Consider the following 21,640-nt stretch of genomic DNA (forward strand, 5'->3'; position numbering starts at 1 on the left):
CAAAATGAAATCCGGGTGAAATATGGTGTTACTGTTTGTACCAAGCTTGTCGCCACTCTTTCATTTGCTCTATTTCTTGCTTTTGCGAAGTTACAATCTCTTGGGACAATTTGTTTATTTCCGGCCGCTTCGACTTCTTCAAAGCATCTTGGGCCATCACTAAAGCTCCTTCGTGGTGGGGAATCATCGCATTGAGAAATCGCAAGTCAAATTGGTCATCAGCGGCCCCTAAATCCATGCTCATCATCATGCTTTGCATTTGTTCGGGAGTCATTGCCATCGTGTGACTCATTGCAGCGTGATAAGCCATTGGCGTACTGCTGGCTTTGGCATACCAAGCTTTTCGCCACTCTTTCATTTGATTGATTTCGCGGTTCTGAGCGGCAATCATCTCATTTGCTATTTTTTTCATTTCCGGGCGTTTGGATTTATTGAGTACCTCTTTTGCCATGTTTACTGCACCTTGATGGTGCAGTGTCATGCCATCAATAAATCGCAAATCGTACTCGGCATCAGCCGGGCCTAAATCCATTGACATATTGTGATCCATGCCATGATTCATGCCACCCATGCCACCTTGTGCCGCGTCTGGCTTGTTGTTCACTTCGGTTGCAGCCGTAACGTTTGGGGCTTGAGTTTGGCTTGTAGGAGCTTTTGAACAAGCTGCGAGCACTCCGCTGGTTAGGGCGGCTGTGGCGATCAATGTCAGCCCTGCAAAGCCGGTTTTTAATGAAATTGGTTTCATACATTTTATATGCTTAAAACGACTATTTATCTTCAGCTTTCCACATATAAATGAAATTAGGATGAAATTTTCGACTGGGAATTGTAAAAAATTATTGCTGTGCTGTCGATCGAACTCAAATTTAAGATTTACAGGACTCATAACCTAATTATGTAGGGTGCACAGTGCGCGCCTTACCCTATGGGTAGGGTGTCAAACCACTTTTTCCATAATTCCTGATTAATTTCGCAATCCCCCTTGACACTCCAGTGGACTAGAGAAGTCCAAGCAGTTGACTCAGCCGCCGTTGTTTAAGCCGATCTCAAGACGAAGTTGGTGACAATTCAAACTGTGAAACCGGAAAATGAAGTTAGGGAAGCGATCGCATCTGTTGGCTATCCAGGCGCTTGAAGACAGAAGTCAGAATATTACCCATCCCAATTTCACAGTGCATATATGGATCATCTGACAGTCAAACTCCAAGGCATGAGTTGAGTCGATCGCCCTTCTGCTGGTATCCAGCGCGTTTTTGCTGAAGTTGGACTAGACCCAAAAGCAGCTCAAATCTAAACACTGCAAGCACCAGGGAAAATTGTAGCGATACTGGGAGATGGGATTAACGATGCTCCGGCTTGGGCAATAGCGGATGTGGGAACTGCGACGCTGCTCATATAAGGGTATAAATAAGCTTTCAGGTGTTGACATATCATTAGTTGCTGATATGATGATACAAAAGAGCTTTGTATTGGAACTAAGCATATGATTGTCTCTGCTCAATCCCAGTCCACTCGCTTGAAAGCAAAACTCTTTCGTGGGTTTTCCGATCCATCACGATTGGCGATTTTGGACGTGCTGCGATCGCGTGCAATGACCGTGAGTGAAATTGTTGAAGCAACCGGGCTATCGCAATCTAACACCTCAAACCACTTGAGCTGTCTCCGTGATTGCGGTCTGGTAAACACCGTACAGCAAGGACGGTACACGAGCTATCAACTCGCCGATGCACGAGTTGCTGAGATTTTGGAAATGGTTGAAGAGTTACTGGCTGATGTAGCAAAAGGAGTTTATGAGTGTACCCGCTACAACTGCTCAAAGAACGAATAAAAACAAGCTAATTAGGAGGCACGATGTCAGACTGTGGATGTCACATGGAAGCCAAGAACGCAGCCGAGCGTAAAACGCTGCGAATTCTGTTACTTATCAATGGCACAATGTTTGTCGTCGGAATTGTGGCAGGAGTTTTAGCGGATTCAACTGCCTTAGTTGCAGACTCATTAGATATGTTTGCAGATGCTTCGGTTTACACGATGTCGCTGTATGCAGTTGGCAAATCGGCGCATCATAAGAATCGTGCAGCGACTCTAAGTGGTATTTTTCAGATCACGTTAGCCGTGATGGTTGTCGTCGATGTGATTCGACGGTTTGTTTGGGGGAGTTCACCGGAATCGGGTTGGATGATGGCAATGGCTTTTTTGGCCCTAATTGCTAACAGTTATGGTTTGTACCTTCTCTCAAAGCATCGTAAGGGTGAGGTACATATGCGGGCAAGTTGGATATTTACGCAGAATGATGTAATTGCAAATTTCAGTGTGATCGTCGCAGGTTTCCTAGTGACTCTATTTAATTCTCGATTTCCCGATTTAATTGTTGGATTTGGAATCGCAAGCCTAGTCGTTTGGGGTGGAATCAGTATTATTCGAGATGCACAACGCGACAGAATGAAGCAACAGGGGCTGTAGCAATATCGCTTAACAAGTTTGGCACCAACGATTTGAAGGTTTCTCGCTTCGTTCAATTGAGACATACATTCATTTTGAGGTCAAAAATACTATGCGTCGTCAACGTTCTCAGCCTTGGATTCACCGCTATTCTCGTCCCATCACGGCAGGAATTGCCTCGATAGGGGCTGCGACTACTGCTTATCTAACAGTGGTCAAGTTATCCAACGGAACGGCAGTTTGTCCGATCGAAGGCTGCGATATCGTGCTTTCGAGTCCCTATGCCTATGTCTTTGGTTTGCCTCTTTCTTTGTTCGGTTTTTTGGGCTACTTGAGCATGATAGTTTTTGCCGTAGCTCCCCTACTTGTTAATCCAGCAGAACAGAAGAGTCTCCGCTCTAAGTTAGAGTCTTGGACGGGCTTATTTCTGTTTGCTGGTAGCACAGCTATGACGATTTTCAGCGGCTATCTGATGTATGTACTGGCTGTTGATATTAAAGCAGCTTGTATTTACTGTATTGCTTCTGCTTTGTTTGCAACTAGCTTGTTTGTCTTAGCATTAATCGGTCGCGAATGGGATGATATCGGGCAACTATTTTTTATAGGGATTCTGGTGTCTATGTTAGTGCTGATTTCCTCTCTGGCTCTTTATGCCGATGTCAATAATCTCGGTACGGCTAAAGAAACAAGTATGAACACTACAACATCTTCTGGTACTTCAGAAATTGCTTTAGCGCAACATTTAAAAAGAGTGGGAGCTAAAATGTACGGCTCTTTTACCTGCGATCACTGTCAGATGCAGAAGGAAAGTTTTGGCAAAGAAGCGGCTCGCATTATCAATTATATCGAGTGCAATCCGCAAGGGAAGAATGCTCGCCGCGATCTTTGTGAAGCTGCCAAGATTCAGGGTACTCCTACTTGGGAAATTAATGGTAAGTTTTACTCAGGGCAAAAATCTTTGCAGGAGTTAGCTGATTTATCAGGTTATCAGGGAACTCGCGAATTTAGAAACCTCTCAAATCAGCAACGTTGACAAGAGTGATTTTTGGCGATCGACCTCATCATAGTCGATCGCACGCATCTCGGTTTAAGGTATGAAAAAATACCCAATTTTATATTTATGGTAATCGTGCGGTTGTAGCTAATGGGCGATCGATTATAGTTTGTTACTTTCTCAGGAACAGAAACTGTTGATTGTTTCTGTTCCTGAGAGAAACTAAAGTCGGATGAGACGAATACGATTTTCGGGCATTCGTTGGAGATTGGCAGCAACTCTGAGGCTTTTATCGTCGCAAACTGTCGATGTTGGCACAAAAGACGGGGCGCAAGAAAGTGAACCAGAGTGCGGATGCTGTTGGAGGATGGGTTAAAAGAAGAGGTATAGGGCTAAGGATTCTCTTGATATTGTGCGATCGCTGTACTTGGAGCGTGGCGATCGCTTTTTCATGCTAGCGGGACTTAAACAACAAGTTTTAAAACTAAACATCGTCGCCCCAATCTAGGATACACCGACTTTGAAAACACGCCCTAGGGATTCAAGAGACAGCGGAGCGTGGTGTCCAGGGTGTTGGTTTCTCCTTTTTAGAGCTTCTCAAAAATTTCTTTTCATTCCCCCTTGACACTCCAGTAGGCTGGATAGTTTAAGTTAGGATTAACCCCTCAAAGGAAAGGAGAAATACAACCATGACACTACAGCTAAAAGTCCCTAACATGGCGTGTTCAGCTTGTGGCGAAACCATTACCAAAGCCATCAAGACAGTAGATGCCGCCGCAAATGTCCAGGCAGATCCCAAAACCAAACTGGTCAATATCCAAACTCAAGCATCTGAAGCCGCTATTACAGATGCCATTACAGCGGCAGGTTATCCCGTTACGTGTCACTAAAGATTTCTCAGACCCATATTAAGGATGAAAATAAGGAGGTTTTGTATGGAAAACGCCACTATGAAACTGCGAGGCATGAGTTGTGCCTCTTGTGCAAGTAACATCGAAGAGGCAATCCGCTCAGTTCCGGGAGTTGAGACGTGCAATGTTAATTTTGGAGCTGAACAAGCCAGCGTTACATATAATCCCAGCCAAACTGATGTAGCAGCGATTCAGGATGCCGTGGATGCGGCTGGATATTCTGCTCTGCCGATGCAAGATGATGTACTTGCTCCAGAAGATGATGCAGAACGGCAGGCGCGGCAAAGTGAAAATCAGGACTTGACCCGTAAGGTGTGGGTTAGCGGTATTATCAGCGCCGTTATCGTGATTGGCTCGCTGCCTGCGATGACGGGATTGCCTATTCCCTTGATTCCCATGTGGCTGCACCATCCCTTGCTACAACTTGTACTCACTACTCCAGTCTTGTTTTGGGCGGGTAGGTCTTTCTACATCAATGCCTGGAAAGCCTTGAAGCGTCATACGGCGACAATGGATACGCTAGTAGCGATCGGGACAGGGGCAGCTTACCTCTATTCTCTATTTCCCACCTTCTCTCCCCAGTGGTTTATCAGTCAGGGTCTTAAACCAGATGTGTACTTTGAAGCGGCATCTGTAATTATTGCATTGCTCTTGCTAGGACGACTGTTGGAAAACCGCGCTAAGGGACAAACCTCAGAAGCAATTCGTTCTCTTATGGGTTTGCAGGCAAAAACGGCGCGGGTAATTCGTAATGGACGAGAGGTGGACATTCCCATCGCTGAGGTAGTGTTGGGAGATGTCATTCTAGTTCGTCCGGGTGAAAAGATTCCCGTGGATGGCGAGATTATTGATGGCTCCTCAACGATTGATGAGGCAATGGTGACGGGTGAAAGTGTACCCGTGAAAAAGCAGCCTGGTGATGAAGTGATTGGAGCGACTATCAACAAGACTGGAAGCTTCAAATTTCGAGCCACACGAGTGGGTAAAGATACGTTTTTGGCGCAAATCGTTAAACTGGTGCAGCAAGCGCAAGGCTCCAAGGCACCGATTCAGCGATTAGCCGATCGCGTTACGGGATGGTTTGTCCCTGTTGTGATTGCCATTGCGATCGCTACCTTCATCATCTGGTACAACATCATGGGCAACGTCACAATGGCATTGATTACCACCGTGGGCGTGCTGATTATTGCTTGTCCCTGTGCGCTTGGCTTAGCCACGCCAACCTCGATCATGGTGGGTACAGGTAAAGGGGCAGAAAACGGAATTTTGATTAAAGGTGCAGATAGTTTAGAACTGGCGCACAAACTGCAAACTGTTGTTTTAGACAAAACAGGCACGATTACCCAAGGTAAACCCACTGTAACGGACTTTATAACGGTTAATGGTACCGCCAATGGTAACGAGCTAAAACTTCTGCGCCTCGCTGCATCCGTCGAACGGAATTCAGAACATCCTCTGGCAGAAGCGGTGGTGCAATATGCCCAATCTCAAGGAGTGGAGCTGACGGATTCACGGGAGTTCGAGGCTCACGCAGGCAGTGGTGTGCAAGGGTATGTATCCAATCAGTGGGTGCAAATTGGAACTCATCGTTGGATGAATGAATTGGGAATTGATACCAGTAGTTTGCAGCAACCGTGGGATCAATTGGAATATCTCGGAAAGACGGTTATCTGGATTGCCGTAAATGGCAAAGTAGAAGGAATTATGGGCATTGCCGATGCCGTGAAACCATCTTCTGTTGTCGCAATTCGCACTTTACAAAAGATGGGATTAGAAGTGGTAATGCTAACAGGTGATAACCGTCGCACGGCGGAAGTCATAGCGCGGGAAGTCGGCATCACACGAGTTATTGCAGAAGTTCGTCCCGATCAAAAAGTCGCTCAAATCGAAAATCTTCAGGCAGAGGGAAAAATTGTCGCAATGGTGGGGGATGGAATCAATGATGCACCTGCACTTGCTCAAGCTGACGTAGGCATGGCAATTGGCACAGGAACAGATGTCGCGATCGCAGCTAGCGATATCACTCTAATTTCTGGTGACTTACAAGGCATTGTTACTGCCATTCAACTGTCTCGCGCTACGATCCAAAACATCAAACAAAATCTGTTTTTTGCCTTTGTCTACAATGTGGCAGGCATTCCGATCGCCGCCGGAATTCTTTTCCCGATTTTTGGATGGCTCCTCAATCCAATTATTGCCGGGGCAGCAATGGCATTTAGTTCCGTTTCTGTAGTAACAAATGCGTTGCGTCTCCGTAACTTTCGACCCAAAAATGTTGGCTAATTTGATTCGTGCTTAAGAGGGACTAATGATGAACAAGCAACTTACATTTCTAGGAACATTAGCAGGATTTGGCTTTCTGCTTGGGGTAATTTCCGGTTCAATTTTTGGAGTGTTAACGTAGCCTATTTTTGCACTCTGATGAATGAAACATCGAACGATAGCACGGGTTTTGTCAATCACGAAGGAAATTTACTAAATACCTTTGTTCAAAACCCGCTCTTACTCCCATAATCTTGTTTATTTTTTAGGAGGTTTTCAAATGAGCGGCAAAACAACAATTATCGGTACTATTGCTAGTCTCGGGGTTGTACTAGGAATGTTATCTGGTGAAGGAATAGCGCAAAATACCCATGAAACACACCCAACTCAAACACAGCAAAGAAGTCAGTTTCATCGCATTGAACAACCCTTAAGTAACAAGATTTTAGTTACTCTGGCTGGAATGGGATTAATTAGTTTAGAACTTTGGTGGTTTCTCCTTAGCAAACCCAAATCTCAGAAAGCAGTTACAGCCAGTGGAGGAATTCAAGAAGTAACCGTCACCGTTGATGGTGGCTATGAACCCAGCCGCATTGTTGTGCAAGCTGGACAACCAGTGCGTCTTAACTTTCACCGCCAAGATCCTAGCAGTTGTTTGGAACAAGTCTTAATTCCAGATTTTCATATTGCAGCAGATTTGCATCTGAATCAAGTAACCTCTGTTGAATTCACACCTAAAAAAGCTGGCAGTTATGTCTTTAGCTGTGGCATGAATATGTTTCGAGGCGAAATTATCGCCACCGAAGACCAACAACTTGAATCAACGGGGTTCGAGGAACCTCAAACACTAACAGAATCCCAGTTCAATTCATCCATGTCAACACATCAGCCTGAAACAATAATTGACGCTGAAGCTATGCAAATCAATCCAACTGTTGACCAGGGCATCCAGAAAGTGACTATCATGGTTAACAAAGGCTACACGCCTAATCATCTGGTAGTTAAAGCAGGTAAACCCGTTCAACTCAACTTTTTACGCGAAAATCCCAGTGGTTGTTTAGCGAAAGTGCTGATTCCAGATTTTGGCATTGCTACCGATTTGTCTTTGAATCAAGTAACAACCATTGAATTCACTCCCGAAGACGTAGGAAACCACACTTTTAGTTGTGGCATGAATATGTTTCGCGGTACCATAGAAGTGCAAGCCGCTAACGTCTCTGACCCAGATGAAATGGCTGCTCAGGCCTTAAATAACTGACCGTCAACCAAGTGCGATCGCTCGAATGGTTTGTCCAGACGCCTACTGCTACCCAAAGTTGCGACATTCAGGCGATCGCCACTCTGTCATTCAAAAAAATGTCTAGCCCCTCTTGACTCTCCACTCGACTGGATAGTTTATCATAAGCTTAGAGTTGGATTCAGTAGAGGAAATGAGTATGTTAGTTCAAGAAAAGCAAAAACTCATTGGTTTAGTTGCGAAAGAAAGCGGTGTACCGATCAAAACCATTCGCTACTATGAGGAACTCGGTTTAATCAAGGCATCAGGCAGAACCGAGGGGAAATATAGATTATTTAATTCTGATATTTTGAATCGGCTAAGGTTTATTAAACGCGCCCAAACTTTGGGATTAAGTTTAGCCGAGATTCAAGAATTATTGACGGTTCACGATGGGGGAGAGTTGCCTTGTGAACACATCAAAGTCCAGTTGCAAGATAAACTGCTCGCTATCGATCTACAAATTCAGCAACTATTTATCCTCAAACTAGAGTTGGAAGGATTACTTTCAGGTTCGCCCACCTTACTAGAAAAGGTTGATTCCATCATTTGTCCTCTGATTCAAAAAAAGTAAATTTTTCTATAACTTAATTGTTTCGATCGGTATGTCAACGGAGGTTATAGAAGTTAACACACTGGTTTCTTATCAAAAAATAATATCGCTCAACACAACTGCCCCATACACTGATTAAGGCAAGTTCAACACTTATGGTCAAAGTCGGAAAATCAGGGTTTATATATCTTCTTGGTGCCTAAATATTAGAGTTGCAACACATTAAAAAAGATCAATTAGCAGGTCAAATACTTGACAATGAGCTAGAGCTTGCCTACACCGTAATTCAGGGAGTAAGTAGTCGGACATAAATAAACAATGCTATGTTAAGAAAGATTAAATAGGCAAGAAGAAAACACTTCCTAATAGTTCAAAAACCTAACTATTCGGAATGGAAACGATATCTTTGTACTTCATAACCAGATTGCGTCGCTCTGGCTTCAACTGCTTCCATGACGGCAATTGCTAATTCATATTCATCCGCAAACATTCGTCCCGCCAATTCATCTTCCTTTAGTCTTTGCCATTCATTTTCAATCCGATTCATTTCCGAACAATAGGAGGGTAGGTTAAACAAATATAAACCTTGACTCTCCCAATAGGCATGACGTTCTTTAACAACTTTGCTAGTATGAATAGAACCCCTATCTTGAACAATAACAGTAATAACTCCTGATTTTACCAGCTTTACTTGTGCTTTCTGTGCCTGCCAATCCATCAATTTAATATAGGACTTGCTGTTGAAGTTTTTAACAGCTAAACCGTATTCAAAACTGTTGTCTATTTCTAATAAACCACAGATATTAAGTCGTCTTCCTTTCTTTTTTGTTTGCTCAATTCGTTTTTGTTCCCCTTTTTTTGCCCAGGTATAACACACTTGCGCCCACAGACTAAAGCCGGATTCATCTAAGTATTTTAAGTGAATATCCCCCGCTGCTGCTGCCCATTCCAGCATATCTAGGTCCGCTTGACCAGTTTTTCTTTGGGTGGGATTTTGTTTGGATTTATGAGAAGTCCGTGTTCTTTTCCACAATAAGTTTTTTTTTGAGGATTCTTCTCAGTTGGCGTTCACTTAAACTCACTTGACGTTCCGTTGCTAAGAACTGACACAATTGCTTACTATTGTAAGTCCTTTGTTCTATTTCTAATTTTTCTTCTACGGCGGCGATGTCTGATGGGAGCCATTTTTTGTTCCTACCTGGACGCGGGGCATCCCACAATCCTTCTAATCCTTTTTCTTTCCATCTGTGTAAGGTTGAACGTACTGTGTTTGGCGAACATTTCAAATAGTGGCTAATTTTTTCAACTCGCCAGCCTTGCGCTGATAATCGGACAGTTTCGGCTCGCTCTTTGGTTCTAGCAGGAATATTTTTGACTTTTCTTAATTCCCAAAGTGTCTGCTCTTCTTCACAATTGAGAAAAACTCTTAATGGTGGTGATGACATCGCTTGATACTGATATAATTTAAGCATTATAACTGAATTTTTACGGCAATTTCTGAGAAGCTGTTTGTTTAGCATTTGCTTTCATCACAGTCGATCGCTCATCGCAGTCGATCGCTCATCACAGTCGATCGCTCATCACAGTCGATCGCTCATCACAGTCGATCGCTTAATATTTCTTTATACCACACTGTTTATTTATGTCCTACTACTTAGAAGTTAGATAGAGGAGAAAGAAAAAACTACCGTACCCCAACGTGTTAAATTTAAATCCAATCACCACACTTAATCTTTTGTTACATAAAGATAATTTTTCCTGCCTACCTACTTATGTCGGTTTATTCTGAAAAAATTTGTTAAGTTTTTTTCGCTACCCCTTGACTCTCCAGTCGAATAGAGAATTTAAGCTGTTATTAGGTTGAGTAAATTCACGATTGATTTACTCAACCAACTTCACCCATTAATCACCATCGATTAGAAATTGAAGGCTATGGTACTGCAACTAACTGTTCCTAAACTGGCTTGTTCTGCTTGCGTGAATGCTATCACCAAAGTTATTCAAACGCTTGATTCTACTGCCTCGGTTCAAGCCAATCCAAAAACCAAACTTGTCAGCATAGAAACTCAAGCCTCCGAAACAGCAATCAAAGAAGCAATAGCTGCGGCTGGCTATCCATCCGTGTAAACCTTTTAGTTTTTTTTCCTGCCAGCGGTTAGCTTTTGGCTAGCCGCCAATCCTAAATATTCATCTTAACTGTGGAGTTTATCAGTAGTTTTTAGGATTCATTTACAAGAATGCCCTTAACTAAAAACTCCAAACGAGAATAGCAAAATCTGAACCCCTGATAAATCGACAACCTCAAGTTTACTAACTGGAGAAAACAATGAACCCATTTTTAACTGCAATTGCTATTACTTCAACTCTCATCCTAACTCAAGGTTGCTTCTCACCCTCAAGCACAAAATTTGGCAAAACATCAAGTTCTTCTGCCTCACAAGTGGCAAATACAAGTTCTCATGAGGGTCATGTAATGGATAATGTCCAAAAATCAGGAGCTAATAAAAATCCTCATGAGGGTCATAATATGGAGGATTCCAAAACCCATGACGCGGGAGAACAACATCATGATGGTGGTCATTCAGGGCATTCCGATGCCGAACCTGCAAATGCTATTGCTAAGCTGACAGTTCCCTCCTATATCGCGCCCACAACTCCCGTACCTTTGGTAATTGAAGTCCAAAACAAAGAGGGAAAGTCTATTGCTGATTTTGATAAATTTCAAGAACAATTAATGCACCTGATTGTCGTTAGCGATAATCTCCAATATTTCAATCATATTCACCCCACCTATAAAGGAAATGGACACTTTGAAGTTCAAACTGATTTTCCCGGCTCTGGTGGTTACACGCTGTTCAGTGATTACAAACCAGCAAAAAATGCAGAACAAGTTTCTGTCTTAAAAATGCAAGTTCCTGGTCAAGCTTTAGCTCGGTCAAAAGTTGACATGGCTACCACAAAAACTTTGGGAAATACTAAGGCTAACCTCACGTTTTCTCAACCTCAAATAAAAGCAGGACAAGGAGTTAACTTAATTTTCAATTTGCAAGATGCTAGTAGCAACCAACCGCTGAAGGATTTACAGCCCTATTTAGGGGAAAGAGGACACTTAGTTATCCTCAAGCAGTCATTACCGTTGACAAAAGCCGACTATATTCATGCTCATGCCTTGAAAGATACTCCAGCAGGAGAGGTTCACTTTATGACCAGTTTCCCCCAACCAGGAAAATATAAGCTTTGGGGGCAGTTCAATCGTAATGGTCAAATTGTCACGGCTGATTTTTGGGTAAACGTGGAATAGTTATACTCGCATTTTTCGTTTCTGAAGCAGAGAAACAGATTTTTGTTTCAAATGCTTGATTTCTCAACATTTTGCTATCAGCTAACTACTGGTGGCTGATAGCAAAACTCCTTGGCGATAAATCATGAGTAAACTATGGAATCATCGGAATTACAACCTTCTTCAAACACCAATCTACAAATCCATTCAGAGTCCGCTTCTTGTCGGCGATCGTCCCCTTCGTTATTGCTCGTGTTGCTCCTTGTGGGCGGTGGAGGGATTGGACTGTGGCGCGTTTTTGCTCCGACTCAGGAAAAGTGGCATGGTGGGGGTGAACTTGGACGTACACTTTTTTAGACTGCACTACTAAAAATCCCGTGTTTGTTACTTTTAGCAACGGCGGTGATTCTCCATACCGACTTGGGCGATCGCCGGCTATCTTGGATTTTAAACATTCAAGAGCGAGGAAAACTGCCACTCCCCGCGTTCCTCAGCACAAAAAGCCAGGTTTCACTGCAATCACAATTGGGCTTCAGGTGAGATTATGTGTAACGCCCCAGGTTTTACTGCTGTGCCTCATGCAGCAGCCCGTGTAGAAACTTCTTTAAGAATAGAAAATAATTCATCTAGCAGTTTAAAAGGATGCAGGGGTGCGATGGCGTTCCGCCCCGCAAGCTACGGCATCAGTTACGCTTGCTGTCAGAATGTCCTAACTGTGAGGCTAGGTTTAAAGTTCCGGCGCAGTGGGTAGATGGGTGGTGTCAGGGGTGTTTTCTGAGTTTTGTGGATATGGAAAAATATCAGAAGCCGATTAACTTACTAAATAGAAGGCAAAAAAGGTAAAGTTTCAATTCGCAAACAAAATGTAGAACTTTTTGTAGAGCAAAATAAGCTATATAGTTTAGTTTGTAGTTAGTAGTAGCTTCCCTTGTATTACCCCTATACTGGGAAAATAATCCGAAATACTTTAGCTTTTTAGACTGATTGCTGAATTTGTATTTTCTCCTGCAATTTAACTTCAGTACCTGCTTTCACCTCAGCTTCAACAAACGAGCCATATACATCGATACTTGAATTTACTGCTTCAAAACTAACAGCCAGAGCAAAAGGTACGTCAGCATTGCTATTTTGGTTCCATCCTGTATGTCCAACTACAGCAATACAGAAGCTTTTGGGTAGCTCATAAGACTTTACAGTCGCCCAATCTTTCTGAACAGTTCCTCTCCTTCGAGACAGTTCCTTTACTATGCCATCAATGCCATTTGCTCGTGTTTGGCCTTTGCCTAACTGTCTTTTTCCCAATGTCCATTGGAATAGCTCGTTATCTTTCTCGGTTTCTTCTGGTGCATCATAGTCTTCGAGAACTTGAGCTAGAAAACGCTTGGGATCTTCTTCCCGTTTGCTACAAGTCCAATCTAACCAAGTTGATAGATATTTCCTACAGTTACGTCGGGTACGACGAGGTTCAGCCACATAAGAAAGGGTAATTTCAATCAGAATGTCAAATCCTTCCCCTTGAGGTAGGAAATTTTCTGGCACTTTTACTTGATAAACCTTGGCTTGTCGAGCTTTAATGCGTTCTGTCCCTCTAGTTGTCAGCGTTACACGATTTAGGGAATTGCCAAGGGCGCGATAGATATCTGGAATTCCATAACCCATAGTCCGAATGGCATGATATAAATTAGTCTCCGAATTATTCGTCCAAGCTGGTAACCGTGCTGATTGAACGATGAGTGCGCGGTAAAGCAGTGTGCTTTCTTGAGGTAATGCTGCTGCTAATGCGGCAGCGATATGTGTAACTTTAGGAGCAGCAAATGATGTCCCTACGGCATCGGCACTAACAGCTTTACCACTATCACGGGTTGAACGAATTAATTCTGGACTAACTGATTCTGGTGTAGTGAAATTTGGTGAAGTTGGTGAGTCAATCACATAGTCCCCACCATATTCAACCACTTCTGGTTTAATAGTATCCCAAATGCCTGGGCCAGAACAGGAGAAAGAAGAAGGATAATTCTCTTCTGCTATCGACCTTAGAGGCGGCTTATTGTAGGTACAATGAGCAACAGAGCCAACAGTTAGAGCTTGAAAACTCTGTGCTGGGTTAGCGACCCGTGCAGAGGGTTGCAGCAGATATTGTGGATAGTTACGACCAGCTTGTATGTGAGCGTAAATTGAAGGGCGCGTCACATAGTTGGACTTTGCTTCAATATTGCCCGCCGCAACAATGAAGAGAACATCATTTTCCCAACTTAGTTTATCGATAGCTGCTGCCCAAGGAGTCATTGATTGGGTGCGACATGGGGAAATTGCAGCTACTGAGTGGTTATAAATTCGTGTTCTAGTTTGGCGATAATAAATCTCCACAATTTCTTCTAAAACGTTAGGCGGGAAAAACCCTTTAGGTAGTTCGTTTTCCGCATTGAGAATTCTAGCATTTTGAAGCCAACACACTGCCTGCTGACGACCTGTTTGAGGAATGCCTCGTGGATATAAAACTGCTCCTGCAACTCTAGTGCCATGTCCACCATATTTACAATAATCAGCAGTCATATTCGTTTCTCCAGGTACCCAAGATGTAGAGAGATTAGAGTCAATCGCAACTTTCAGTTTAGGGTGAATTTCTTGAATACCACTGTCTATAATACAAACTTTGGGTGCGTTTGGATCAGGTGCTTGTAATTCAAACTGTTCCCGATCTGATTCAGAGTTATTAGGTGTAACGGATGGAGCGATAAATTCATCGATTTCACTGACATCGAATATATATGGAAAGTTGAGGACAAGATCCTTCAGACCTTTACCAAGTATGCGAATTCGGCAGGAAAAGCTATCGGGTAGGCGTGAAATACCCATTTCATTACCTGGACTGGACTTCAAAATTTTTCCACGATATAGTGGATCTTGAATAAATTTTTGAAATTGCTGTTCTCTTACCCAATAAAGATCATCCCATTCTTCAGATGTGAGATTATGTTTATCTAACCATTTATTAATGCTTTTCAGATACTTGTCATCGTTATGAAAACGTTCCCGCTTGGGGCATCTCGAATATTGTTCTTGAATGTTGATGCAAGAAATACCTACATCTACAATATATTCTTGATGATCTAAAATCTGACCCCACTGTTCTTTAAGGCTAGGGGAAAGGATATATTCTGGTCGTTGAGTCCCCTCCAAAATTTCCCATATTTCTGGAACTTTGCCGCCCCCATGCTCAGACTCAATAAATTGCTGAATCTTTTTTCTGAGTTCCGAGAGTTTTATATCTGCTGAAGCTCCAATAATGTAGCCCTCCTCTAGATCAGCAACTATTTCAATCCCGAAACTTTTCAGGGCATCTGCATCAAATAAATTAGGATCTACTTGTAAAATGAATGAAATTGCATCTGGCAGATTAGGCTTACAATCTTCCTCGCGTTTTTCGCGTTCTTTCTCCCAATTTGAGACAATAGATGAAATAGAAGAATTTAACTTGCTACTATGTCCACCTACATCACCTTTATTAGCCAGCGTTGTTGTAGAGGTTTTTTTCGCACCTCCGGGAGATGGCGTAGCAGTTCCTTCATTAGTCAAACGTAGAGGTAAATGAGAAAATTGATTTAATTGTTCAGACATGGGAAATTATAACGTCTTGAATAGATGCCTCTAAGTGTTCTTGGATGACAAGCTCTTCTCGATCAAGGATGGCGCGTTTAGCCGCATCTTGAGCAACTCGAACAATTTGTGCTGCTGAAAGCTTGTCTAATTTCAGCACAATATTTCTCCAGTCGATTATACCCAACTCTACAGAAGAAAGTGTCTGTTTCAAAATAGCCTCAATTTCTGCGGGTGTTGGTTTTGGCACTTCGATGACATCATCAAATCGTCGCCATACAGCTTCATCCAGAAATTTAGTTAAATTTGTGGCTGCAACAAGTAATCCATTTGAGGCTTCATATTCATCAAGTAGTTGTAAAAAAGTATTAACCACTCGCTTGATTTCTCCTACTTCCTGAACGTCTTCTCGTGATTTAGCGATCGCATCACATTCATCAATAAATAACAAACAAGGAGTTTGAGAGGCTGTTTCAAATACTTCGCGCAAATTGGTTGCAGTTTCCCCTAAAAAGGAAGAAACCATTGCATCAAAACGTACTTTTACGAGAGTAAGTCCTGTATTCCAAGCTAGACGTTCGGCTCCCATAGTTTTACCGCACCCCGGAGTACCATAGAGTAGTATTTTTTGGCGGTAGCGTAAACCATGATGAGCTAGTCGGTCACGTGCAACATATTCTTTTTCTATACGACGAAAACGATCTTCCACAGCATCTGAAAGAATCATATGGTGTCGTAAACGCTCTCTAGGAACCGTAACAATAAAGGGATGGTTAAAACGTTGCTTGCTCGATAGCAAGGTTAGGGAGTGAGTATCATGTGTCTTTGAAAGAACACCGCTAGAAGGTGCAGAAGAAATTGCATCACGAGAGAGCTTAGGTGAAAGTGCTGGAATCTCAGGAGGGATACGAGAAGATTGAGAATTACTTTTGTGGGTAATATTTTGGAGTTGTTCAGCTAGGAGGGTGTGTCCTTTTTTACGTTCTTCCTCAACGACTACAGATAGCATACTTTGGATCGCCGTTTTATCTTCACTGGCGATCGCTCTAAATAGCCGTTTAAGCACGTCTCCTTTCATTTTGCTGATTTGCTACTATATAGTACCATTGTACTATTTCAACCAATCAAAGTCCACCAGTTCGAGCGATCGCACTTTACCCCTCCACTCTCTCACGCAACCGCCCATAAATCACATCTCACATCTAACCACACCGGTACTACAAACTTACCCTCAGCCCAAGCTGCTACTACTTTTCCCACATCGAACTCTACCAGCTTAGAATCTCCTGCCTGCGACTCCTTGACAAAAATTAACCGGTTTGGCTCCCGATCGCTCAAAAGCCCCGGATACTTCTCCTGGAGAGTTTTTAGAACTTCTCTAGCCACCTCAAACGTAAAACCACTGACAGCCAATACTCTATCGTCGCCAATGCCGCAAAATCTAGGACTTGCTCGCAGGCAAAAACAAGCTCTAATCAACGAATTACTGATCCAAGCCAGTAAAAACATTCAAAACATAGAGGCAAGCATTTAGGTAACGGCTTGTTGGTCGCAGCCGCCGTTGTTTCGTCTCAAAGCATTACCCCACAGCAGCCGAAGCAAAGCATAATCGTGCTTACCAGACCAAGTAGTGCGATCGCGCTGTATGACGGTCAGCGAAGGAACGGGCTAATTTTGTCCAGTCCCGTCTTGAACCAAGTAGCGGATTAGAGCATGAATTGCCCGCTGTGCCGTTAGCGAGAGAGCAACTCTCACAATACCTATCAGCCTCGGACTGAAGAAATTCCCGATTGGTGACGAGCAATTTTAGATTAGACCTCTTGCAAAATAATTTTGTGCTATTATGGAAAGTTTAGCCAATTTTATAATCTAGCAGGCTGGGCAAGTTTAAGGAGAGGCCAATCAACCCAATAATTCAAAGTTTGACCTAAACTTGAGCAAACTTTTAAGTATAACACATATTTTTTTTGCAAGAGGTCTATTTTAGATTTTAGATTTTAGATTTTGGTGGATGCAAGGATTAAAGTCACGCATCAACAGCATCGAGTGCTGATCGCTTTACTCACGCCCGCCAGAAGTTCTCACCCCTGGATTTGTTACAATTCTCGATCGTGTGGAGCAGGTGCATCTACGAAAACCTGCTTTTAGGAGAACTTTTGACTATGTGGCTTAAATTTGGTGTTGCTCCCAGCGGAGAACTGGCGAGCATTGATGAGGTTGTGCGCGGAAAAACTAACCTCGCTTGCCTCTACTGCGGAGGCTCCCTCACAGCGAAAAAGGGTTCCGTGAAAGAACATCACTTCGCGCACACCGGGGAAACTTGCAAGCCCGTTTCGCAGCGGATTAAAACCAAAGCGTTTCCATCGCTTCCCCTCTACGATAACTTCAACGTGCGACTTAAAGGTGAGGAATTAGAGCAATTGAAAGTGCTGTGGAAAGAGTACGGCGCACAAAATTACGCCATTCCCAAAGACTTGGTAAACTTTCGGTGGGAACTCAAAGGATTGGTGGAGTCGTCGGGCGATCGCACTTATCACTTTACCGACTTGGGTAAAATCCCCGTTGGCGCGCTTCCCCTGGCGCTGTTCAACAAAGTCCAGGAACCTTTGCTGCTGTCGGAGCTGGCTTCGTTGGAAGGCTCTGTAGAGATTGCTGAAGCTGCGGGTTTATCTTGTTTGGATGAACGGCGGGCTGATTTGCTGATTTATCGAGCACAGCTTCGTCGGATTCTGGTGAACTCGCTCTACTTCCTTGAGGTAAAAGCTGACGAAAGCTGCTTCTATAAAATTGGGGTAACAACTCGATCGATCGAGGAACGCATCGCCGAAGTGCAGCGGGATGTGAAAGCGCATTACTCGGATGTGACCGTCAATTTGCTGGGACTGTGGGAACACCGGGGGAATGTGGAGCTGTACTTCAAGCACCGGTACAAAGCTTTTAATTATCGCATTGGCAAGCTGACAGAGTATTTTGCGTTTCCGAACGTCAAGGCGGTGCTGAATGATTTGTACGGGATGGAAGCAAAAGTGTTGAGTGATGTTGAGTCGGATGCGATCGGTCTGAACTGGAGCCACACGCCTCGAATTGGCCTGAAGTCCTGACTCAACTTCAACTTTCTGGAAAAAAGAAACTTTTTAATCCGGCGTTGCTGATTTACGGTATGAAAGGCTAAATATGCAAATCATAGAAACCAGTATCACAAAGCTTCTCGATTTTAAAGTTATTTTTTCATACCCTGATTAAGCAAGGCCATCTCTCGATATGCCCAATCGAGCGAGCCATAAAGATCAACATTTAGATCGAGCGCATTTTGAGCCGCCGCAAGGTAACTCGTTAGGCGACAATAATGCGCGATCGCGTCTAGCTCTGCCTGATGAGCCGCCCGGACTTGTGCGATCGAAAGTTCAGAATTGGCAGGAGTCGGCAGAATTGAGAAACGCATAGTTACTCACTTCAATAAAAATTTAGTTCCTTGTTTTGGGTCAAGGAGCTGACTCAAGGCTTGACCCAATCAGTTGAGCGACTCGAAAGGCAGAAGCGATCGCTCCTTCATGCAAGCCATCGCCAAGGTAGGCTCCCGCATGGTAGGTATTGTTCTCGCCATTGGTGGCAACTACTTCATCCCGATAGCGGAACGACTCAGTGGTGTAGAGTGGGGTGTGATGTTCCTGAGTGTGAATGATGCGATCGGGTGCAATCAACTCCTCTAGTTGGAACGATAAAAAATTATGCTGTGGCGACGAGATACCGCAAAGCTGATTTAGGCAGGCGTTATAGCCCCAGCGACTGTCTGGCTTTTGGAAGAAATCAAATTCTGAGGGTTGTGTAACGCCATGTCGGGCGTACATGGAAATATCTCTATGAACTAAGGTCGTTGCATAGTGGGCTTTCCAGCCGGAAAACTGTTTAGTTTCAGCGTCGGTCGGGTCAGCTAACAGCGCCATCACCTGGTCAGGGGGCGTAGCAAACACGACTTTATCAAACTCCTGAATTTCACCCGTCGAGCGCACAATTTTCACAGCATCCGAGCTTCTGGAAATACGGTCAATCTCTACATTCAGCAAAATCTCACCCTTAAAGCGTTCCAGGATTTTTTCAATGTAAGCATACACGCCGCCCTTAACCCTGACCCAGTTGACTGCGAGATAGTCGCGTAACATCGGAATCGCCAACTCTGCTGGAAAATCATCAATCAGTTCAAATGGGATTGAATAGCTATACATAACCAACAACTTTAGCCAGGTATCGCGGCTACCGGAGCCTGGCAAATATTCCGACAGCGGACGATTGGACAAATTTTGCAAGTTAGCAAATTTCGTTCTCAGCCATAATCCCGCAGAACGGGCATAGATGGTATCGAGGCGTAACTGTTCGATCAGCCCGTGGACACCTACAAAGTTCTTCTCGATCGTGACTGCCGATAGAAAGTGGCTGCCATCTTTAAGAAACATGGCTGAACCAATATCGACGGGTTCTAGTTCTACCCCTAGTTCTTGCATCAGCGCGATGAAGTTGTAAAAGACAGTCGGGAATTCGAGCACTCCACTTTCCAAAATTTCATCGCAATCGGACTGGTTCGGCTGCACGTTCTTGTTCAATGTCCGAATGTGCCCTCCTAACATGGGCTGCCGCTCAAACACGGTGACATGATGCCCTTCTTTATCAAGCAGGTAGGCTGTAGCCATGCCGCTAGCTCCGCCACCAATAACAGCGATTCTCATAATTGACCTCTAAGTTTATGAAATGGATAATGCGCGTAGGCGTAGTTCGTCGTAGACATCATCTGTTTAGTCGTCTAAAAGCACGTCGCCCGATAATCGTTGATAGAGCAATGCTCCCGTCCAAACTGTGCCAGCAAAGCCTGGATAGCCAGATGAGGCATTACAGAAATAGAACTGCTTGAGTGAGGTTTCATGATTCAGTCGCCCTAGACCCACATTGCGCGGTGTCAGAATGGAGCCGTAAGAATTCCCACTGGGACACCAGCAAAAGCGTTCATTGGTGGTCGGGCTGCCCGTAATATGGAAGACCATGTGCTTTCTAAAGTTCGGCACATAGTGTTTTTCCACAACATCCAGGATGGAATCCAAGATTTCTTGCTTCTTCTGGTTGTAAGCTTTGCGATCGCTCTCCCGCAATTGCTTGAAATAGCCGTAATTGGCAACTGTGAGAAATTCCACAATTTGGCAATCTTCTGGGCAATCTCGACTCGCTTCCGTCAGTAAAGTAGGCGTTGTGATCGCAAAACTAGGATTAGAAAAGTCATGGCGATCGTACATCTGTGCGAAGGATTCATTCAGGTCTTGATGCCCGCTATGGGCGAGGTTCCACTTGCCAAATCCATAGTCTCGCAGGTCGATATCCTTGACGACGCAATACGCCATGTAGTTAGATGCCGAATATTCATAGTTAAGTTTTCGACGCACAGTTTTGGAGAACTTTTCCTCACCGATCATCTTGGCGGCTCTTTGAGGGTCAATATTGCAAATCACCGTATCACCCGTAAATTCGGAGGTTTGATTATTGGTGAGATCCATTGCCTGAACTCCCGTAACCGTTCTGTCTGTGACTCTAAAATTCGTGATTTCATGGTTTAGCAACACCTCTCCCCCATGTGATTCAATCACCTTGACTAAGGAATTAATCACATCCTCAAAATGCTGGGTTGGGTAAAATGCACCTGCTTGATAGCCTCGGAACAATGCCACCCAAGCATAAAACGAGAGTTGATTTGGAGGTAATAAAAAATCAAGCCATTGCAGAGCCAATAGGGTTTGAGCGGCTTGGGGTAGCTGAAACTTGTCAAATACATCTTGAAGTGTGCTGTTGAGATGCTGGAAAGCACATAATGCTTCACTTGGGTGTTTGAGTAATTTAATCGGCTTAATTGGAGGAGCAATTATTTTCAAGCCTACGCCAGTCTTTTCTACTTCGTTAACGAATTGGCGAATGCGATCGCCATGTGCCGGAAATAGAGCCGATAATCGCTGGATCAGTTCTTCTGGCTCTGACGGAATATCAATCGCATACCCTGGCATTCGCATATGGTCAAAGCCGTCCGGGTCATAACGTTCAAAAGTTACTTCCTTATCCAAGCCCAGTTTTTTGAGCACTTGATTGACAGTTTGCCCTTCACCACAGTTCCAGACGTAGTGAAATTGAGCATTGAATGTATACTTTTTAGCCATTGTAAACGTATGCCCAAATCCCCCTGGATGCTCGTGAGCTTCGAGGATTTGCACAGTCTTGCCGGAGTTTGCCATCAAAGCACCAAAGGTCAATGCTGATAAACCACTGCCGATAATCAGGTAATCCGGTTTCATAA

Annotated in this window: 20 protein-coding genes and 1 pseudogene; 12 read left to right on the top strand and 9 right to left on the bottom strand. The window is 43.8% G+C overall.

What is annotated here, in order from left to right:
* Positions 1-28 precede the first annotated feature (28 nt).
* Entirely contained in the window at positions 29-745 is a 717-nt protein-coding gene (locus QUB35_RS15615) for a DUF305 domain-containing protein (RefSeq protein ID WP_333142764.1), read from the bottom strand.
* 738 nt (positions 746-1,483) lie between these two features.
* Here QUB35_RS15615 and QUB35_RS15620 point away from each other — a divergent pair.
* From QUB35_RS15620 to QUB35_RS15650, 7 genes are all read left to right on the top strand, one after another.
* On the top strand, positions 1,484-1,828 hold the full coding sequence (locus QUB35_RS15620) for a metalloregulator ArsR/SmtB family transcription factor (protein WP_333142765.1): 345 nt from the start codon (positions 1,484-1,486) through the stop codon (positions 1,826-1,828).
* Positions 1,829-1,851: 23 nt separating this feature from the next.
* Positions 1,852-2,463, top strand: a complete 612-nt coding sequence (locus QUB35_RS15625) for a cation transporter (RefSeq protein WP_333142766.1) — start codon at positions 1,852-1,854, stop codon at positions 2,461-2,463.
* A 91-nt stretch (positions 2,464-2,554) separates the two neighbouring features.
* A complete protein-coding gene (locus QUB35_RS15630) occupies positions 2,555-3,475 on the top strand; it encodes a vitamin K epoxide reductase family protein (RefSeq protein WP_333142767.1) in 921 nt (306 codons plus the stop codon).
* Positions 3,476-4,125: 650 nt separating this feature from the next.
* Positions 4,126-4,326 (top strand): heavy-metal-associated domain-containing protein, encoded by a 201-nt coding sequence (locus tag QUB35_RS15635; RefSeq protein WP_333142768.1) that lies wholly within the window; start codon positions 4,126-4,128, stop codon positions 4,324-4,326.
* Positions 4,327-4,371: 45 nt separating this feature from the next.
* Positions 4,372-6,630, top strand: coding sequence for a heavy metal translocating P-type ATPase (locus QUB35_RS15640; protein ID WP_333142769.1), 2,259 nt, complete (start codon positions 4,372-4,374; stop codon positions 6,628-6,630).
* 259 nt (positions 6,631-6,889) lie between these two features.
* Complete coding sequence (locus QUB35_RS15645; protein ID WP_333142770.1) at positions 6,890-7,867, top strand: cupredoxin domain-containing protein; 978 nt, start codon at positions 6,890-6,892, stop codon at positions 7,865-7,867.
* Positions 7,868-8,045: 178 nt separating this feature from the next.
* Positions 8,046-8,459, top strand: coding sequence for a heavy metal-responsive transcriptional regulator (locus QUB35_RS15650; protein WP_333142771.1), 414 nt, complete (start codon positions 8,046-8,048; stop codon positions 8,457-8,459).
* A 361-nt stretch (positions 8,460-8,820) separates the two neighbouring features.
* Here QUB35_RS15650 and QUB35_RS15655 read toward each other — a convergent pair.
* A pseudogene (locus tag QUB35_RS15655) lies at positions 8,821-9,883 on the bottom strand (IS630 family transposase).
* Positions 9,884-9,947: 64 nt separating this feature from the next.
* Here QUB35_RS15655 and QUB35_RS15660 point away from each other — a divergent pair.
* The 3 genes from QUB35_RS15660 to QUB35_RS15670 all read left to right on the top strand — a co-directional run bounded on the left by QUB35_RS15660 (position 9,948) and on the right by QUB35_RS15670 (position 11,739).
* Entirely contained in the window at positions 9,948-10,103 is a 156-nt protein-coding gene (locus QUB35_RS15660; RefSeq protein ID WP_333142772.1) for a hypothetical protein, read from the top strand.
* A 267-nt stretch (positions 10,104-10,370) separates the two neighbouring features.
* The gene (locus QUB35_RS15665) at positions 10,371-10,565 is read left to right on the top strand and encodes a heavy-metal-associated domain-containing protein (protein WP_015211780.1); all 195 of its coding nucleotides are present in this window, start codon (positions 10,371-10,373) and stop codon (positions 10,563-10,565) included.
* 199 nt (positions 10,566-10,764) lie between these two features.
* Positions 10,765-11,739, top strand: a complete 975-nt coding sequence (locus QUB35_RS15670) for a hypothetical protein (RefSeq protein ID WP_333142773.1) — start codon at positions 10,765-10,767, stop codon at positions 11,737-11,739.
* A gap of 133 nt (positions 11,740-11,872) precedes the next feature.
* Here the strand turns inward: QUB35_RS15670 and QUB35_RS15675 are convergent, their stop codons facing one another.
* The gene (locus QUB35_RS15675) at positions 11,873-12,196 is read right to left on the bottom strand and encodes a hypothetical protein (RefSeq protein WP_333142774.1); all 324 of its coding nucleotides are present in this window, start codon (positions 12,194-12,196) and stop codon (positions 11,873-11,875) included.
* A gap of 66 nt (positions 12,197-12,262) precedes the next feature.
* Here QUB35_RS15675 and QUB35_RS15680 point away from each other — a divergent pair, with 66 nt between their 5' ends.
* Positions 12,263-12,469: a hypothetical protein gene (locus tag QUB35_RS15680; protein WP_333142775.1), complete on the top strand. Its 207-nt coding sequence runs from the start codon at positions 12,263-12,265 to the stop codon at positions 12,467-12,469.
* Between the two features lie 224 nt (positions 12,470-12,693).
* On the opposite strand, the gene QUB35_RS15685 is transcribed toward QUB35_RS15680, so the two are convergent.
* From QUB35_RS15685 to QUB35_RS15695, 3 genes are all read right to left on the bottom strand, one after another.
* Positions 12,694-15,336: a S8 family peptidase gene (locus tag QUB35_RS15685; RefSeq protein WP_333142776.1), complete on the bottom strand. Its 2,643-nt coding sequence runs from the start codon at positions 15,334-15,336 to the stop codon at positions 12,694-12,696.
* Positions 15,329-16,393 carry an ATP-binding protein gene (locus tag QUB35_RS15690; RefSeq protein WP_333142777.1) on the bottom strand — a complete coding sequence of 355 codons (1,065 nt, stop codon included), beginning with the start codon at positions 16,391-16,393 and terminating at the stop codon, positions 15,329-15,331. The genes QUB35_RS15685 and QUB35_RS15690 overlap by 8 nt, the downstream gene beginning before the upstream one ends.
* 92 nt (positions 16,394-16,485) lie before the next feature.
* Positions 16,486-16,794: a hypothetical protein gene (locus QUB35_RS15695; RefSeq protein ID WP_333142778.1), complete on the bottom strand. Its 309-nt coding sequence runs from the start codon at positions 16,792-16,794 to the stop codon at positions 16,486-16,488.
* Between the two features lie 683 nt (positions 16,795-17,477).
* Between QUB35_RS15695 and QUB35_RS15700 the strand changes: the two genes are divergently transcribed.
* Positions 17,478-18,416 carry a GIY-YIG nuclease family protein gene (locus QUB35_RS15700; RefSeq protein WP_333142779.1) on the top strand — a complete coding sequence of 313 codons (939 nt, stop codon included), beginning with the start codon at positions 17,478-17,480 and terminating at the stop codon, positions 18,414-18,416.
* A gap of 119 nt (positions 18,417-18,535) precedes the next feature.
* Here QUB35_RS15700 and QUB35_RS15705 read toward each other — a convergent pair whose 3' ends face one another.
* The 3 genes from QUB35_RS15705 to QUB35_RS15715 form a co-directional block, all read right to left on the bottom strand.
* Positions 18,536-18,757 carry a hypothetical protein gene (locus QUB35_RS15705; RefSeq protein WP_333142780.1) on the bottom strand — a complete coding sequence of 74 codons (222 nt, stop codon included), beginning with the start codon at positions 18,755-18,757 and terminating at the stop codon, positions 18,536-18,538.
* Positions 18,758-18,797: 40 nt separating this feature from the next.
* Positions 18,798-20,036 carry an FAD-dependent oxidoreductase gene (locus QUB35_RS15710; protein WP_333142781.1) on the bottom strand — a complete coding sequence of 413 codons (1,239 nt, stop codon included), beginning with the start codon at positions 20,034-20,036 and terminating at the stop codon, positions 18,798-18,800.
* A gap of 66 nt (positions 20,037-20,102) precedes the next feature.
* A complete protein-coding gene (locus tag QUB35_RS15715; protein WP_333142782.1) occupies positions 20,103-21,638 on the bottom strand; it encodes an NAD(P)/FAD-dependent oxidoreductase in 1,536 nt (511 codons plus the stop codon).
* Positions 21,639-21,640 lie beyond the last annotated feature (2 nt).

The organism is Microcoleus sp. B13-B6 (assembly GCF_036705405.1).
Lineage (GTDB): Bacteria > Cyanobacteriota > Cyanobacteriia > Cyanobacteriales > Microcoleaceae > Microcoleus.